Here is a 15,161-nt window from a genome sequence, read left to right on the forward strand (position 1 = left end):
CGCGGCGCGCGGACCGGCGCGACGGCGGCGGGCGGGGAGAGCGGGGTCGGGGGGCAGCGGGTCGGTCAGGCCGCGCGGGCGGCGCGGACGACGCCCGCGACCTGGTCGGCGGACAGCTCCTCCAGGCGCAGGCACGCGCCGTCGAGCGCGGCGGCCACGCGGGCGGCCATGCCGAGGCGGACGTGGCCGCTCTCGCAGTCCACGACCACCGACGCGACGCGGTCGGCGGCCAGCAGCCCGGCCGCGCGCAGGGCGTCGCGGACCGGGTCGCCGCCCGCGCCGGTGGCGGTGGCGCGGCCGTCGGTCAGCAGGACCAGCAGCGGGCGGCGGCGCGGGTCGCGGACCTTCTCGGACTGGAGCACGCGGCGGGCGCGCAGCAGGCCGTCCGCCAGCGGGGTGCGGCCACCGGTGCGCAGGGCGCGCAGCCGGGCTGCGGCGGCGTCGACGGACGTGGTCGGCGGCAGCGCGGTCTCCGCCTCGGAGCCCCGGAAGGTGATGACGCCGACCTTGTCGCGGCGCTGGTAGGCGTCGCGCAGCAGGGAGATCACCGCGCCGGACACGGCGGACATGCGCTGGCGGGCGGCCATCGAGCCGGAGGCGTCCACGACGAACAGCACGAGGTTGCCCTCGGTGCCCTCGCGGACGGCCTTGCGCAGGTCCTCGCCGCGCAGCAGCAGGCCGGGACCGGTGCGGCCCCTGGTGGCCTGGTGCGGGGCGGCGGCGGCGAGCGTGGCGACCAGGTGCAGTCCGGAGCCCTCGGTGGTGGAGGGGCGCACGGCCCGGCCGCTGCGGGAGCGGGCGCGGGAGCGCTTGCCGGACGCGCCCTCGCCGACGCCGGGGACCTGGAGCAGGCGGGTGCGGAACGCCGGGGACGGGGTGTGCGCCCTGGTGCCGCCGGAGCCGTTGGGCCTGCCGTCCTGGTTGGACGGCTCGGGCTGCTCGCCGCCCGGCTCCTGCGGGCCCTGCGGCTGGTCCGGGCCCTGGCCGCCGTCGTCGGGACCGCCGTCGCCGGGGCCGTCCGGGTCGTCGTCGGGCCCGTCGGTGTCGTCGGTCTCGTCCTGCGCGTGCTCGGCGCCCTGCCGCATGGCCTCGGAGAGCTGCTCCTCCTCCATGCCGGGCTCGTCGAACGGGTCGCGGCGCTTGCGGTGCGGCAGGGCGAGGCGCACGGCGGCCTCCACGTCCTGCTCCTGCACGGCCTCGGCCCCGCGCCAGGCGGCGTGCGCGGTGGCGGCGCGGGCCACGACCAGGTCGGCGCGCATCCCGTCCACCTCGAACGCGGCGCAGATCCCGGCGATGCGGCGCAGCTCGGCGTCCGGCAGCGCCACGGACGGCAGCGCGGCGCGGGCCCGCGCGATGCGGGCCGCGAGCGCGGCGTCCTCGGACTCCCACGCCCGCGCGAACCCGGCGGGGTCGGCCTCGTAGGCGAGGCGGCGGCGGATCACCTCGGCGCGGGTGGGCACGTCGCGGGCCGCCTTGACGGCCACGGTCAGGCCGAACCGGTCGAGCAGCTGCGGGCGCAGCTCGCCCTCCTCCGGGTTCATCGTGCCCACCAGGAGGAACGACGCCGGGTGCGACACCGAGACGCCCTCGCGCTCGACGTGGGCCCGGCCCATGGCCGCCGCGTCGAGCAGCAGGTCGACGAGGTGGTCCTGCAGGAGGTTGACCTCGTCCACGTAGAGCACGCCCCGGTGGGCGGCGGCCAGCAGGCCCGGCTGGTAGGCGCGGACGCCCTCGGTGAGGGCGCGCTCCAGGTCCAGCGAGCCGATCAGCCGGTCCTCGGTGGCGCCGACCGGCAGCTCGACCAGGCGGGCCGGGCGGTGCTCGGCGGCGGGGCCGGTCCCTGGGGCGCCCGCAGCGTGCGGGCCGCCGGCGTGCGGGCCGTCCGGGCAGTCGGCGTCCACGCCGGGCTCGCAGCCGAAGCGGCAGCCGGGGACGACGGCGAGGTCGGGCAGCAGCGCGGCGAGCGCGCGCACCACCGTCGACTTGGCCGTGCCCTTCTCGCCCCGCACCAGCACCCCGCCGACACCGGGGTGCACGGCGTTCAGGAGCAGTGCCAAGCGGAGGTCGTCGTGCCCTACGACGGCGGAAAAGGGGAAGCGCGCGCCCATGCGGCGGTGTCCTTCCTCGGGTGTCCACGCCCGTGTCCGGTCCAAGCGATCGGGGGTCGAGTTCCTGACTCCCGGTTCTGACGCCGGTCACAGTGGCGGGACCGCGCCGGATTCGCACCGGCTTCCTCGCGCACCCCTCGCTACAGCCTGGGCATCGTCGCATCCCGCACGGGCTGGGCCAAGCGCGCGGACGGCGGTGTGGGTGATCTCGCAGCGCGTGGCCGCCGCTCCCCCGCCGTCACGCGCCCCCGACGGCTAGGCGGACTTGAGCGGCAGCGGGAAGGTGACCCCGGTCAGCTCCTCGGAGACCGTCCACAGCCTGCGGGCCAGCTCCGCGTCCTGCGCCGCCTTGGACCGGCCGACCAGCTTGGGCGCGCCCTTGCCCAGCGCGCCGCTCGGCCCGGAGAACGCGTTGCCGGGGACGGTGGCCAGCGCCGCGTGCAGGGTCGCCTGCGCGCCGCCCTCGTCGGTCTGGCCGACCGCCCGCACACCGGCGTTGACGAGCCGGTTCAGCGGGTTGTCCCCGCCCTGCGGGCGGAACAGGTTGGTCGCGGCGAGGCCGGGGTGGGCGCTGGTGGCCAGCACCGGGGAGCCGACGGCGGTGAGCCTGCGCTGGAGCTCGGCGCTGAACAGCAGGTTCGCGAGCTTGGACTGGCCGTAGGCGGCCATGGCGCGGTAGGGCTTGCGCTCCCAGTTCAGGTCGGCGAAGTCGATCTTCCCGGCGCGGTGCGCGCCCGACGACACGGTGACCACGCGCCCGGTGATCCTCGGCAGCAGCAGGTTCGTCAGCGCGAAGTGGCCGAGGTGGTTGGTGCCGAACTGGGACTCGAAGCCGTCGGCGGTGCGGTTGAGCGGCGGGGTCATCAGGCCGGCGTTGTTGACCAGCAGGTCGACCTGGTCGCCGAAGCCGTCGGCGAACGCCCGGACCGAGGCCAGGTCCGCCAGGTCCAACTCGCGGACCTCGGTGCTCCCCGGCATGGTCGAGGCGGCCTCCCGCCCCTTGGCGGTGCTGCGCACGGCGAGCACCACGCGCGCGCCCCTGGCCGCGAGGACGCGGGCGGTGACGCGGCCGATGCCGCTGTTGGCCCCGGTGACGACGGCGGTGCGGCCGGTCAGGTCGGGGAGGTCCGAGGCAGAGAATGTAGTCACAGGCAACAATGTAGCCACCGACAACACAATCGGCAACCGGCAGCCCGTTAACCTGGTGCCCGTGACCGTTGACGACCGCCCCTACCACCACGGGAGGCTCCGCGAGGCCCTGCTCGACGCCGCCTGGCGCAGCGTGCGGGAGCACGGCGCGGAGCAGCTCTCGCTCCGCGAGCTGGCCAGGGAGGTCGGGGTCAGCCACGCCGCGCCGCGCAGGCACTTCCCCGACCGGCAGGCCCTGCTCGACGCGCTCGCGATCGCCGGGTTCGAGCGGATGGACGTCGAACTGCGCACCGCCGTGGCGGGCGCGGGCGCGGACTACCGGGACCGGCTGGTCGCCGCCACGCGCGCCTACTTCCGGTTCGCGGTGGACGACCCGGCGCTGCTGGAGCTGATGTACACCGGCAAGCACCGGCCGGGCGCGGACGCGGTCGTCGCCGCCGTGGCGGCCCCGCTGGGACTGCTGGAGGCGATGCTCGCCGAGGGGCGGGAGCGGGGCGAGCTGGGCGACGGGGACCCGGAGCGGATCGGCGTGCTGATGTTCGCGACCGTGCACGGGCTCGCCGCCATGGTGAAGGGCCGGATGGTCGACCGGGAGGTCGCGGGCGGGCTGGTGGACGACGCGGTGGTGCGGTTCCTCACCGGCGGCGTCCCGAGCGCGGCGGGCGCACCCGGCGCGGCGGACGCCCAGGGCGCGGCGGGTGGCGCGCTGTGGACCTGCCCCCGGCCCTGAGCGCCCCGACACCGGGCACCGCGACACCGGGCGTCCACGTTCCGGACCGCGGCGGTGGTGGTGCGAGACTCCTCCCGTGACGGAGCACACCGGGGAGTCGGTATTCGACTGGATCGACGCGCGCGCCGAGGCTCGGGCCGAGGCCGGGCTCACCCGGCGGGTGCGGCCACGCGCGGCGTCCGGCGGGGCGCTCGACCTGGCGGGCAACGACTACCTCGGGCTCGCCAGGGACAAGCGGGTCGTGGGCGCGGCAGCCGCCGCGTCGATGCGCTGGGGCGCGGGCTCGACCGGGTCGCGGCTGGTCACCGGCTCCACCGAGCTGCACACCGAGCTGGAGTACGAGCTGGCGAACTTCTGCGGCGCGCAGGCGGCGCTGGTGTTCTCCTCCGGGTACGCGGCGAACCTGGGCGCGCTGACCGCCCTGTCCGGGCCGGGCACGGCGATCGTGGCCGACCAGCACATCCACGCCTCGCTGATCGACGGCTGCAAGCTCTCGCGCGCGGACGTGGTGGTGGCCGGGCACCGCGACCTGCCGCAGGTCACGCGCGCGCTGTCCACGCGCGGCGAGCGGCGCGGGCTCGTGGTGACCGACTCGGTGTTCTCCGTGGACGGCGACACCGCGCCGCTGGCCGAGCTGGCGGCGGTCTGCCGGGAGCACGGGGCCGGGCTGGTGGTGGACGACGCGCACGGGCTGGGCGTGGTCGGCGACGGCGGGCGCGGCGCGGTGCACGCGGCGGGGCTGGCGAAGTCCCCGGACGTGGTGACGACGGTGACGCTGTCGAAGGCGCTGGGCGCGCAGGGCGGCGCGGTGCTGGGGCCGGGCCGGGTGATCCGGCACCTGGTGGACACCGCGCGCACGTTCATCTTCGACACCGGTCTCGCGCCGGGCAGCGCGGCGGCGGCGCTGGCGTCCCTGAAGGCGCTCAAGGAGGAGCCGGAGCGCCCCGAGCGGGTGCGCGAGGCGGCCCGCCGGCTGTCGGAGCGGTTGCGGGAGCGGGGTTTCCGGGCCAGCGAGCCGAGCGCGGCGGTGGTGTCGGTGCTCGCGCCGTCGCCGGAGGTCGCGGTGGCGTGGGCCGAGGCGTGCCGGGAGCGGGGCGTGCTGGTCGGGTGCTTCCGGCCGCCGTCGGTTCCGGACCAGGTGTCGCGGCTGCGGTTGACCGCGCGCGCCGACCTGTCCGAGGCGGACCTGGCGCGCGCGGTCGAGGTCATCGCCGAGGCCGGCGCATCCGCAGGTGCGGGATCCCGTCCTCGATGAACTCCTCGCCCTCGGGGGCGAACCCGAACGAGGCGTAGAAGTCCACGACGTAGGTCTGCCCGTCGAGCACCGCCTCGGCGTCGCCGATCTCGGCCATCGCCGCGACCATCAGGCGGCGGCTGAAGCCCTTGCCGCGCGCGGTCCGCGCGGTGACGACCCGGCCGACGCGGAAGACGCCGCCGGGCTCCTCCAGCAGCCGCAGGTACGCCTGCGGCTCGCCGTCCTCCTCCAGCCACAGGTGCCGGGTGCCCGGTTCGAGGTCGCGGCCGTCCAGCTCGGGGTACGGGCAGTTCTGCTCGACGACGAACACGTCGACGCGCAGCTTGAGCAGCGCGTACAGCTGGGTCGCGGTGAGGTCGGCCGCCCACTGCCTGCGCAGGGTCGCCGGGTGGTGTTGCGTCACCCTGAATTGGTAGCACGGGCGCGGTCGTTCGGGCGGTGAACGGCGATCCCGGTCACCCCGGCCGCGACGGCTCACCGGGCCGCCGCGGCGCGCGGGGTCAGAGCCGGTCGCGGTAGTGGGCGAGCCGGGTGTAGGCGCCGGGCTGGCCCGCGCGGGCGCAGCCCCGGCCGTAGGAGACGACGCCGACGAGCAGGCCGTCGGAGACCAGCGGGCCGCCGGAGTCGCCCGTGCAGGCGTCCCTGCCGCCGTCCGGGAAGCCCGCGCACAGCATCGCGTCGGCGCGGTAGCCGGCGAGCGCGGCGGCGCAGTCGTGGTCCGCGCGGATCGGCACGTCGACCTGGCGCAGCAGCGAGGACACCGGGCCGCTCTCGGCGGTGCGGCCCCAGCCGTAGGCGGTGGCGGTGCGGCCCGCGACGGCGTCGCCGACCCGGACGGGCTCGAACGCGACCGGGCCGTCGAGCTGGAGCACGGCCAGGTCGTCGCCGCGTCCCACGTCGGTGAACGCCGGGTGCCGCCAGATCCCGGAGACGCCGACCCGCACCCCGCTTCTCGTGCGCAGGTCGTGCCGGTCGAGCACGACGGTGAGCTGCCGGGGCGCGCGGTCGCGCGGTCCGAGCAGGCCGCGCTCCTGGGTGCAGTGGGCGGCGGTCACGACCCGGTCGGGGGCGATGAGGGCGCCGCCGCAGAACTGGGAGCCGCGCGCGTCGAGCAGGGCGGCCACCCACGGCGCGCGACCGGCGACGGAGCCCCCGACGACGGCGAGCGCGGCGGGTGCGGCGACGAGCTGGGAGGCGAGCTGGACCGCGACCAGGGCGAGGGCGGCGACTAAGCGGGGGCTGATGCGCATGGAGCACCTCTTTACGACGAGTAGCCGAGTGGCGACTCACCGTAGCTGCACCACAAAGATCACATCAAGTCAGGATATTTTCCTGTTAAGATGCGGTAGTTCCGAAAAATCCACGGTCTGTGTCCTGCGTCACCGCTGTCTGTCCGGACCATGAGGGGGTACTTCCGTTGCAGTTCGACCTGACCACGCTGCCCGCGTTCCTGATCGCCTGCGCGGTCGTGGTGCTCACCCCCGGCGTGGACTCCTTCCTCCTGCTGCGCACCTCGATGCGCTCGGGCACCCGCGCCGGCCTGCTGGCGCTGGCGGGCATCCACACCGCCGCCGCCATCCAGGTCGCGGTCGTGATCTCGGGCCTGGGCGTGGTGATCGCGGGCTTCCCGCCCGCCCTGACCGCGCTGCGCTGGATCGGCGCGGCCTACCTGCTGTACCTGGCGCTGTCGATCACCCGCGACCTGGTGCGCAACCGGGGTCGGGCGTCCGAGGAGGGCGAGGTCGTCGCGGACCGGCCGTTCCGGCGCGGCTTCCTGACCAACATCACCAACCCGAAGATGCTGCTGTTCTCCCTGGCGTTCCTGCCGCAGTTCATCGGCTCCGGCGACCCCACCCCGCAGCTCGCGATGCTCGCGGTGGTGTTCCTGGCGCTGGCCGCCGTGTGGGAGGGCACGATCGTGCTGGCCGCGTCGGCGGTCGGCGGGCGACTGCGCAAGCCGGGCGTGACCACCGCGCTGGACGTGGTGTGCGCGGCGGTCTTCGCCACCATGTCGGTCGGCCTGGTCATCTGACCCCGGCCCCTCACGACCGTCAGGTGTAGACGCCGACGCGGGTGTACACGCCGGGGTACTCCGGCCGGGCGCAGCCGACGCCCCAGGACACCAGCCCGGCGAGCCTGCCCGCGATGATGAACGGCCCGCCCGAGTCGCCCTGGCAGGCGTCCTTGCCGCCGTTGGGCAGCCCGGCGCAGAACATCGACGACGACTGGTAGTAGCCGGGGTACGCGGCGGCGCACACCTCGTTGGTCTGGAGCGGCACGGACACCTTCCGCAGCACCGGCGAGGTGCTCCCGCTCTCCGAGGTGCGGCCCCAGCCGAACGCGGTGCCGGTGATGCCCGCCCGGTACAGCCCGGTCTCGGACGGCTTGGCCAGTGCGATCGGCTCGTACGGCATCGGCGTGGACGTCAGCAGGTACGCGATGTCCGCGCCGCTGGTCGCCGACCGGTAGGCGGAGTGGACGTACACCTGGGACACCGGGTGGACCGTGCCGCCGGGCTTGGTCACGTCCAGCCTGCCCGCCACCACCAGCACGTCGCGCCCGGTGAGCCCGTTGACGCAGTGCGCGGCGGTCACCACCTGGTACCGGCTGACGATCGCGCCGCCGCAGAACTGCCTGCCGTTCTGGTCGGCCAGCGCCACCACCCACGGATAGGGGTTCGGGGCGTCCACGACCACGCCGCCGACGATCCTCGGGTCGGCCCCGGCGGGCGGCGCCACCGCCACGCCGGTGAGCAGCAGTGCCAGCGCCATCGCCACGCGCATCAGAGTCCGCATACCGGCCAACCAAACCCGGCCGCCGCGACCGCACAACTCGGGCACACGGTCGGGTGATCGGGTGTGGTCGGCCGGTGCGGCGCTCAGCCCTTGAGCTGCTGGTCGATCAGCGCGCGGTAGGCGGTGATCCGCGAGTACACGCCGGGCTGGCCGGGCCGCGCGCAGCCCTCGCCCCACGAGGTGACGCCGATCAGCGCGCCGTTCGCGACCAGCGGGCCGCCGGAGTCGCCCTGGCAGGTGTCGATGCCGCCGCGCGGGTAGCCCGCGCAGACCATGGCAGCCGGGTCGAACCGGGCGTAGTCGGCGGTGCAGTCCTGGTTGGACATGACCGGCACGTTCGCGCCCAGCAGCACCTGGGAGGCGGCCCCGATCTCGGCGGTGCGGCCCCAGCCGAGGACCTTCGCCACCGTCCCCGGCGCCGGGTCGGCGGACGCGAGCGGCAGCACCCGGTTCGCGACCGGCCTGGCCAGCGTGAGCACGGCGACGTCGCTGCCCTGCTCGGCCGACGAGTAGAACGGGTGCTTCCAGATCCGGGCCACCCGCAGCGTCTCACCCGCCTGGGTGCGCTTGTCCTCGCGCCCCGCGACGACGACGAGCCGCTCCGGGGCGGTGCCCGCGACGCAGTGCGCGGCGGTGACCACCTTGGTCGGCGCGACGAGCGTCCCGCCGCAGAACTGGCTCCCGGTCGTGCCCGCCAGGAACACCACCCACGGGTGCTCGGCGATGGACGCGCGCGTCCCGCCGACGACTCTGGGTTCCGCCGCCGCGGTCGCGACGCCCCCTCCGCACAGCACCGCGAGAACGCTGAGAAAAACGGCAAGCCTCATCGCCCCTCCTACGCCTAGTGGGGAGCGCCCGAGTCGGGGCGCCTGCCAGGAGGTTAGCCCTGAAAGACCAGGTCGATGCGCCGAAAGGAGCACACGACCTGGTCGGACCAGCCGGGCGACCCGGCTGTCGCAGCGGCGCCCCCGCCGGGTCGCGCCGCGTGCTGTCGATCAGCTCCCGGAGGGTGAACCGAAGCCGGAGAAGCGCCCCCTGACCTTGCCCGCCGCGTCCGCCACGACCCCGCCGAGGTCGTTGACGACCTTCATCAGCGGGTCCTCGGACTCGGCGGCGTCGGACTTGTAGGAGCGGGCCGCCTCCTTGAGGTCGTCGGTGAACGTGCTGGAGGCGTGGTCGTCCTCGCGGCGCCGGTAGTCGCCCGACAGGATGGCCCGGTACTCCTCGCTCGCGGCCCAGCGCTGGAGCTCGGCGGCGCGCACCACGGCCATCGGGTGCGTCAGCGGCCAGGTGCGGATCAGCTTGAGGACGCTGTCGCGCACGTCCTCGACCTGCTCGTACTCCTTGGCCTGCTTGAGGAACTCGGCGGTGTCGACCTGGGTGAGGTCCATGCCGCCCGCGAGGGCGACGTGCACGCGCAGCGCGGCGGCCGGGTCCTGGGCGCACAGCAGGCCCGCCCGGTCGCAGCTCAGCTCGGTCTTGCGGTACCACTCGTGCAGGGCGGCGATGACGGCGCGGACCGCCCAGTAGCCCGCGGGCATCCAGCCGAGGCTGTGCTGGAGCTGCATCAGCCGCATGAGGATCGTCTGGTAGAGCGCGTGGCCGGAGAGCACGTGGCCCATCTCGTGGCCGATGGCGAAGCGCAGGCCGTCGTGGTCGAGCAGCTCGACCAGGCCGGTGGTGAGCACGATGAACGGCTTGTCGATGCCCAGCGCCATCGCGTTCGGCTGCGGGTTGCGGGAGATGAACAGCTCGGGGACCGGGTCGAGGTCGAGGGTGGCCGCGGTCTCGTTCCGCAGCCGGTCGAGGGCCGGGTACTGCTTCGGGCCCACCCGGATGGAGGTCGCCAGGTAGCCGAGGCGCTCGCCGCGCTCGGTGAAGGCGCCCGCGACGGACTTGAGGACCGGACCGATGCCGGGGACCGCGCGCAGGACCGCCAGCGCGCCCCGGTCGACCGGGTGCTCGTAGGCACGGGGGCTGATGCCGGGGAACCGAACCCTGGAGGTCGACCGCTCGATCTCTTCGCTCATCCTCCCAGCGTGCCACGCCCCACCTCCCCCTACTCCCCGTTCGGGCGAATCACGGGCACACTGACGGGGTGGAACCGGATGTGCTGGGCGACGGGTTCGAGGTCAGGACGCTGCCGCTGGGCTCGGAGGCGAGCGCGGCGCTGGTGCGCAGGCGCGCCGACGGGGCGGCCGAGCGCGGGGCCGTGCTGTACGTGCACGGGTTCGCGGACTACTTCTTCCAGCGGCACGTGGCCGAGCACTTCGCGTCGCTCGGGTACGACTTCTACGCGCTGGACCTGCGCGCCCACGGGCGGTCGCTGCGGCCGGGCGAGGTGGCGAACCACGTCGAGGACCTGTCCACGCACTTCGAGGAGCTCGACGCCGCCGTGCGGGTGGTGCGCGAGGAGGACGGGCACCGCGGGCTGGTGGTGATCGGGCACTCCACGGGCGGGCTGACCACCAGCCTGTGGGCGCACGAGCGGCGCCAGGACGGGGCGCTGGACGCGCTGGTGCTCAACAGCCCGTGGCTGGACCTGGCCGAGCCGTGGGTGATGCGCACGGTCGGCACGGCGGTGGTGCGCGGGGTGGGGCGGGTCGCGCCGAAGCTGGTGCTCAAGCCGGGCCTGGGGCCGGTGTACGGGGAGAGCATCCACCGCGACCACCACGGCGAGTGGGAGTTCGACACCGCGTGGAAGCCGATCGAGGCATTTCCGGTCACGGCCGGGTGGTTGCGGGCGGTGCGGGTCGGGCACGCGCGGCTGCACCGGGGGCTGGACGTGCGGGTCCCGGTGCTGGTGCTGCACTCGGCGCGCAGCCACCTGAAGGCGAGGCGGTGGTCGGCGGAGGCCATGACGGCGGACGCGGTGCTGGACGTGGAGCACATGCGCCGGTGGGCCCCGGGAATCGGCCGCGACGTGTCACTCGTCCAGGTGGACGGGGGGATGCACGACCTGTTCCTGTCAGCCGCCCCGGTGCGCGAGAGGGCACTGGCCGAGGTGGGCGCGTTCCTGGAACGTAAGGTCGAGCGGTGACCGTTCCCGACCCGAACCAGCTGCACCCGATGGCCGATCACCCGAGGGTGGTGCTGCTCAAGCCACTGGTCGACGCACCGAACATCGAGGTGGGCGACTACACGTACTACGACGACCCCGAGCGCGCGACCGAGTTCCAGACCCGCAACGTGCTGTACTCCTACGGCCAGGAACGCCTGGTCATCGGCAAGTACTGCGCTCTGGGCACGGGCACGACGTTCATCATGGCCGGCGCGAACCACCTGACCAAGGGCCCGTCCACGTTCCCGTTCACGATCTTCGGCGGCGCCTGGGCGGAGAAGACCGCCGACATCATGGCCGCCGCCCCCAGCAAGGGCGACACGGTCGTGGGCAACGACGTGTGGTTCGGCTGCGGCGCCACCGTCATGCCGGGCGTGACCATCGGTGACGGCGCGATCATCGCGACCGGCGCCGTGGTGACCTCGAACGTCGCCCCGTACACCGTCGTCGGGGGCAACCCCGCGCAGGCGGTGCGGCAGCGCTACCCCGACGACAAGATCGAGCTGCTGCTGCGCGCGGCGTGGTGGGACTGGCCCGTCGAGCTGGTCACCGAGCACGTGCGCGAGATCATGGCGGGCAAGGTCAAGCAGCTCGCCGACATCGCCGAGGAGAACGGGCTGCTCAAGCCCAAGCCCCGCTAGCGGCAGGACGACTTCCCACCGGGGGCCGGGTTCCGATCGGAACCCGGCCCCCCGTCGGTCCGGAGCGGCCCCGGTCACGCCGCCGCGGCCACCGCCTCGGGCTCCAGCGCCAGCTCCAGGACCTCGCGCACGTCCCCGACCAGGTGCACGGTCAGCGCGTCCCGCACGTCCCGCGGGACCTCCTCCAGGTCCGGCCCGTTGCGCGCGGGCAGCAGCACGGTCGTGATCCCGGCCCGGTGCGCGGCGAGCAGCTTCTGCTTCACCCCTCCGATGGGCAGCACCCGTCCGGTGAGGGACACCTCGCCGGTCATCGCCACGTCCGAGCGCACCGGACGGCCCGACAGCAGCGACGCGAGCGCCGACACCATCGTGACGCCCGCCGAGGGCCCGTCCTTGGGCACCGCGCCCGCCGGGACGTGGACGTGCACGCCGCGCCCGTCCAGGGTCGCGGCCCGCTCGTCGTGCGCCCGCAGGTAGGACAGGGCGATCTGCGCGGACTCCTTCATCACCTCGCCGAGCTGCCCGGTGAGCACCACGCCGCCGGCCCCGGTGCCGGGTTCGGCGAGCGCGGCCTCCACGAACAGCACGTCGCCGCCCGCACCGGTCACCGCGAGGCCCGTGGCCACGCCCGGAACGGCGGTGCGCTCGGCGGACTCGGGGGTGAACTTCGGCGACTTCAGGTAGCCCTCCAGGTCGCCGCCGTCCACGGTGACGGGCAGCTCGGCCCGGTCCAGCGCGACCCCGGCGGTCACCTTGCGCAGCACCCGCGCGAGCGAGCGCTCCAGCTGCCGCACCCCGGCCTCGCGGGTGTACTCCCCGGCGAGCCTGCGCAGCGCGGCCCCGGTGACCTCCACGTCGCCCGGCTCCAGCCCGGCCCGCTCGACCTGCCTGGGCAGCAGGTGGTCGCGGGCGATGGTGACCTTCTCGTCCTCGGTGTACCCGTCGAGCCGCACCAGCTCCATGCGGTCGAGCAGCGGGCCGGGGATGGACTCCAGCACGTTCGCCGTGGCCAGGAACACCACGTCGGACAGGTCCAGCTCGACCTCCAGGTAGTGGTCCCGGAACGTGTGGTTCTGCGCCGGGTCCAGCACCTCCAGCAGCGCGGCGGTCGGGTCGCCCCGGTGGTCGGCGCCGACCTTGTCGATCTCGTCGAGCAGCACGACCGGGTTCATCGAGCCCGCCTCGGAGATGGCCCGCGCGATGCGGCCCGGCAGCGCGCCGACGTAGGTGCGCCGGTGGCCCCGGATCTCCGCCTCGTCGCGCACGCCGCCGAGGGCGACGCGGACGAACTTGCGGCCCATCGCGCGGGCGACGGACTCGCCGAGCGAGGTCTTGCCCACGCCGGGCGGCCCGACGAGCGCGAGCACCGCGCCGCCGCCGCGCCCGCCGACCAGGCCCATGCCCCGGTCCGCGCGCCTGCGCCGCACCGCCAGGTACTCGGTGATGCGCTCCTTCACGTCGTCCAGGCCCGCGTGGTCGGCGTCGAGCACGGCCCGCGCGCCCGCGATGTCGTAGGAGTCCTCGGTGCGCTCGCCCCACGGCAGGTCGAGCACGGTGTCGAGCCAGGTGCGGATCCAGCCGACCTCGGGGGACTGCTCGGAGGTGCGCTCCAGCTTGTCGACCTCGCGCAGCGCCGCCTCCCGCACCTTCTCCGGCAGCTCGGCGGCCTCCACGCGGGCCCGGTAGTCCTGCTCCTCGGTGGCGGGCTTGCCGTCCAGCTCGGCCAGCTCCTTGCGGATGGCGGCGAGCTGCTGGCGCAGCAGGAACTCCCGCTGCTGCTTCTCCACGCCCTCCTTGACGTCCTTGGCGATGGACTCGGCGACGTCCAGCTCGGCCAGGTGCGCCCGGCCCCACTCCAGCAGCCGCTCCAGGCGGTCGCCGACGTCGCCGGTCTCCAGCAGCCACACCTTCTGGTCGTTCTCCAGGTACGGCGCGTACCCGGCCAGGTCCGCGAGCGCGGAGGGGCCGTCGACCTGGCGGACCGAGTCCACGACCTGCCAGGCGCCGCGCTGCTGGAGGATCGTGGTCACCACCGCGCGGTAGTCGCGGGCCAGGGAGCGCGCGCGCTCGTCCGGCGGCGGCTCCTCGACGACGGTGGCCTCCACCCACAGCGCCGCGCCGGGCCCGGTGGTGCCGGTGCCGATGCGCACCCGCTCGGTCGCGCGCAGCACGGCGGCGCGCTCGCCTCCCGCGAGCCTGCCGACCTGCTCGACCGTGGCCAGCGCGCCGACCTTGGCGTAGCGGCCGTCCAGCCGGGGAACCAGGAGCACCCGCGCGCCGTTCACCCCTCCGGCGGCCGAGGTGGCCGCCTCGACCGCGGCCCGCGCCTCGGCGCCCGCGTCCGAACCGGTCAGGCGCACCGGGACGACCATGCCCGGCAGCACGACGGTGTCGTCGAGGGGCAGGACCGGGAGCGCCAACGTGTCACCCATGCGAAGCCTCCAGAGTTGAGTCTGACAGGCTCAACCGAGTTGAGTCCCCGGTTGTTTCCGAGTTCTGTTCGCTCAGAGCGAGACCGAGGAGTTCCGCGCGCGGGGGTTGTGCGCGGCGACCGGGGTTCGACACGATCGGCGGTTCCACCCGGTCAAGAGGAGAAGGCTTTTATGGAGCAGGCGAGCTGGGTCCCCGCGTCGGTGGACCTGGACCGACCGAGCACGGCCCGGATGTACGACTACTACCTGGGCGGGTCGCACAACTTCGCCGTGGACCGGGAGGCGGCCAAGGCGGTGGAGCACGTCTTCCCCGGCATGTCCGGGGCGGCGCGCTCGCTGCGGACGTTCCTGCGGCGCTCGGTGCGCTACCTGCTGGACCAGGGCATCGACCAGTTCCTGGACCTGGGCTCGGGCATCCCGACCGTGGGCAACGTGCACGAGATCGCCCAGGCCGCCAACCCCGCGGCGCGCGTGGTCTACGTGGACATCGAGCCCGTCGCGGTCGCGCACAGCACCGCGATCCTGTCGGCGAACCCGCTGGCCACCGCCATCCAGGCGGACCTGCGCGACCCGGCGTCCGTGCTGGAGAACGAGGACGTGCGGCGGCTGCTGGACTTCGACCGGCCGATCGGTGTGCTGATGGTCGCGGTGCTGCACTTCGTGCCGGACTCCGACGACCCGCACGGCGCGATCGCCCGGTACCGGGACGCGCTGGTCCCCGGCAGCTTCCTGGCGATCTCGCACGCGACGGTGGAGGGCGTGCAGGTCGACGCCGAGCAGGACACCGCGCGGGTGCAGGACGTGTACAAGCGCACCGAGAGCCCGCTGATCTTCCGCGACCGGGCCGAGGTGGCCAAGCTGTTCGACGGGTTCGAGGTGGTCGAGCCGGGTGTGGTGCCGCTGTCGGAGTGGCGGCGCGACTCGGACGACGCCTACACCAGCGCGTACGTGGGCGTGGGCCGCAAGGTCTGACCCGGCGCGATCGCGGTG

14 protein-coding genes and 1 riboswitch are annotated in these 15,161 nt (G+C 74.7%); of the genes, 6 read left to right on the plus strand and 8 right to left on the minus strand.

Annotated elements, in window-relative coordinates; genetic code table 11:
- Positions 1–65: 65 nt before the first annotated feature.
- Complete coding sequence (locus tag AMIR_RS29040; protein ID WP_015804555.1) at positions 66–2,108, minus strand: putative cobaltochelatase; 2,043 nt, start codon at positions 2,106–2,108, stop codon at positions 66–68.
- A gap of 58 nt (positions 2,109–2,166) precedes the next feature.
- A riboswitch (cobalamin riboswitch) is annotated at positions 2,167–2,236 on the minus strand.
- Positions 2,237–2,363: 127 nt separating this feature from the next.
- Positions 2,364–3,257, minus strand: a complete 894-nt coding sequence (locus AMIR_RS29045) for an oxidoreductase (protein ID WP_015804556.1) — start codon at positions 3,255–3,257, stop codon at positions 2,364–2,366.
- A 61-nt stretch (positions 3,258–3,318) separates the two neighbouring features.
- On the opposite strand from AMIR_RS29045, the gene AMIR_RS29050 reads away from it, so the two are divergent.
- Positions 3,319–3,987 carry a TetR/AcrR family transcriptional regulator gene (locus AMIR_RS29050; RefSeq protein WP_015804557.1) on the plus strand — a complete coding sequence of 223 codons (669 nt, stop codon included), beginning with the start codon at positions 3,319–3,321 and terminating at the stop codon, positions 3,985–3,987.
- A 76-nt stretch (positions 3,988–4,063) separates the two neighbouring features.
- Positions 4,064–5,242, plus strand: coding sequence for an 8-amino-7-oxononanoate synthase (locus AMIR_RS29055; protein WP_015804558.1), 1,179 nt, complete (start codon positions 4,064–4,066; stop codon positions 5,240–5,242).
- Here AMIR_RS29055 and AMIR_RS29060 read toward each other — a convergent pair.
- Both AMIR_RS29060 and AMIR_RS29065 read right to left on the minus strand, forming a co-directional pair.
- The gene (locus AMIR_RS29060; protein ID WP_015804559.1) at positions 5,193–5,645 is read right to left on the minus strand and encodes a GNAT family N-acetyltransferase; all 453 of its coding nucleotides are present in this window, start codon (positions 5,643–5,645) and stop codon (positions 5,193–5,195) included. The two genes, AMIR_RS29055 and AMIR_RS29060, sit on opposite strands and share 50 nt — an antisense overlap.
- A 97-nt stretch (positions 5,646–5,742) precedes the next feature.
- Positions 5,743–6,492 (minus strand): serine protease, encoded by a 750-nt coding sequence (locus tag AMIR_RS29065; RefSeq protein WP_015804560.1) that lies wholly within the window; start codon positions 6,490–6,492, stop codon positions 5,743–5,745.
- 167 nt (positions 6,493–6,659) lie between these two features.
- On the opposite strand from AMIR_RS29065, the gene AMIR_RS29070 reads away from it, so the two are divergent.
- Complete coding sequence (locus AMIR_RS29070; protein WP_015804561.1) at positions 6,660–7,274, plus strand: LysE family translocator; 615 nt, start codon at positions 6,660–6,662, stop codon at positions 7,272–7,274.
- Between the two features lie 19 nt (positions 7,275–7,293).
- Here AMIR_RS29070 and AMIR_RS29075 read toward each other — a convergent pair whose 3' ends face one another.
- The 3 genes from AMIR_RS29075 to AMIR_RS29085 form a co-directional block, all read right to left on the minus strand.
- On the minus strand, positions 7,294–8,037 hold the full coding sequence (locus tag AMIR_RS29075; protein ID WP_240438712.1) for a S1 family peptidase: 744 nt from the start codon (positions 8,035–8,037) through the stop codon (positions 7,294–7,296).
- An 83-nt stretch (positions 8,038–8,120) separates the two neighbouring features.
- Positions 8,121–8,864 carry a S1 family peptidase gene (locus tag AMIR_RS29080; protein WP_015804563.1) on the minus strand — a complete coding sequence of 248 codons (744 nt, stop codon included), beginning with the start codon at positions 8,862–8,864 and terminating at the stop codon, positions 8,121–8,123.
- A 168-nt stretch (positions 8,865–9,032) separates the two neighbouring features.
- The gene (locus tag AMIR_RS29085) at positions 9,033–10,067 is read right to left on the minus strand and encodes a M48 family metallopeptidase (RefSeq protein WP_015804564.1); all 1,035 of its coding nucleotides are present in this window, start codon (positions 10,065–10,067) and stop codon (positions 9,033–9,035) included.
- Between the two features lie 68 nt (positions 10,068–10,135).
- Here AMIR_RS29085 and AMIR_RS29090 point away from each other — a divergent pair, with 68 nt between their 5' ends.
- Both AMIR_RS29090 and AMIR_RS29095 read left to right on the plus strand, forming a co-directional pair.
- A complete protein-coding gene (locus AMIR_RS29090) occupies positions 10,136–11,077 on the plus strand; it encodes an alpha/beta hydrolase (RefSeq protein ID WP_041837110.1) in 942 nt (313 codons plus the stop codon).
- A 29-nt stretch (positions 11,078–11,106) separates the two neighbouring features.
- Positions 11,107–11,739 (plus strand): CatB-related O-acetyltransferase, encoded by a 633-nt coding sequence (locus AMIR_RS29095; protein WP_041838468.1) that lies wholly within the window; start codon positions 11,107–11,109, stop codon positions 11,737–11,739.
- 74 nt (positions 11,740–11,813) lie between these two features.
- Here AMIR_RS29095 and lon read toward each other — a convergent pair whose 3' ends face one another.
- Entirely contained in the window at positions 11,814–14,171 is a 2,358-nt protein-coding gene (gene lon, locus AMIR_RS29100) for an endopeptidase La (protein WP_015804567.1), read from the minus strand.
- 171 nt (positions 14,172–14,342) lie between these two features.
- Here lon and AMIR_RS29105 point away from each other — a divergent pair, with 171 nt between their 5' ends.
- Entirely contained in the window at positions 14,343–15,143 is an 801-nt protein-coding gene (locus tag AMIR_RS29105; protein WP_015804568.1) for an SAM-dependent methyltransferase, read from the plus strand.
- The last annotated feature ends 18 nt before the right edge of the window (positions 15,144–15,161 follow it).

The sequence above is a fragment of the Actinosynnema mirum DSM 43827 genome (assembly GCF_000023245.1).
Classification (GTDB): domain Bacteria; phylum Actinomycetota; class Actinomycetes; order Mycobacteriales; family Pseudonocardiaceae; genus Actinosynnema; species Actinosynnema mirum.

Excerpts from the sequence above, each read along its gene's own strand:
- AMIR_RS29065 (WP_015804560.1), bottom strand. The coding sequence starts at position 6,492 with ATGCGCATCAGCCCCCGCTTAGTCGCCGCCCTCGCCCTGGTCGCGGTC.
- AMIR_RS29085 (WP_015804564.1), bottom strand. The coding sequence starts at position 10,067 with ATGAGCGAAGAGATCGAGCGGTCGACCTCCAGGGTTCGGTTCCCCGGC.
- AMIR_RS29095 (WP_041838468.1), top strand. The coding sequence starts at position 11,107 with ATGGCCGATCACCCGAGGGTGGTGCTGCTCAAGCCACTGGTCGACGCA.
- AMIR_RS29080 (WP_015804563.1), bottom strand. The coding sequence starts at position 8,864 with ATGAGGCTTGCCGTTTTTCTCAGCGTTCTCGCGGTGCTGTGCGGAGGG.
- AMIR_RS29075 (WP_240438712.1), bottom strand. The coding sequence starts at position 8,037 with ATGCGGACTCTGATGCGCGTGGCGATGGCGCTGGCACTGCTGCTCACC.
- AMIR_RS29105 (WP_015804568.1), top strand. The coding sequence starts at position 14,343 with ATGGAGCAGGCGAGCTGGGTCCCCGCGTCGGTGGACCTGGACCGACCG.
- AMIR_RS29040 (WP_015804555.1), bottom strand. The coding sequence starts at position 2,108 with ATGGGCGCGCGCTTCCCCTTTTCCGCCGTCGTAGGGCACGACGACCTC.
- lon (WP_015804567.1), bottom strand. The coding sequence starts at position 14,171 with ATGGGTGACACGTTGGCGCTCCCGGTCCTGCCCCTCGACGACACCGTC.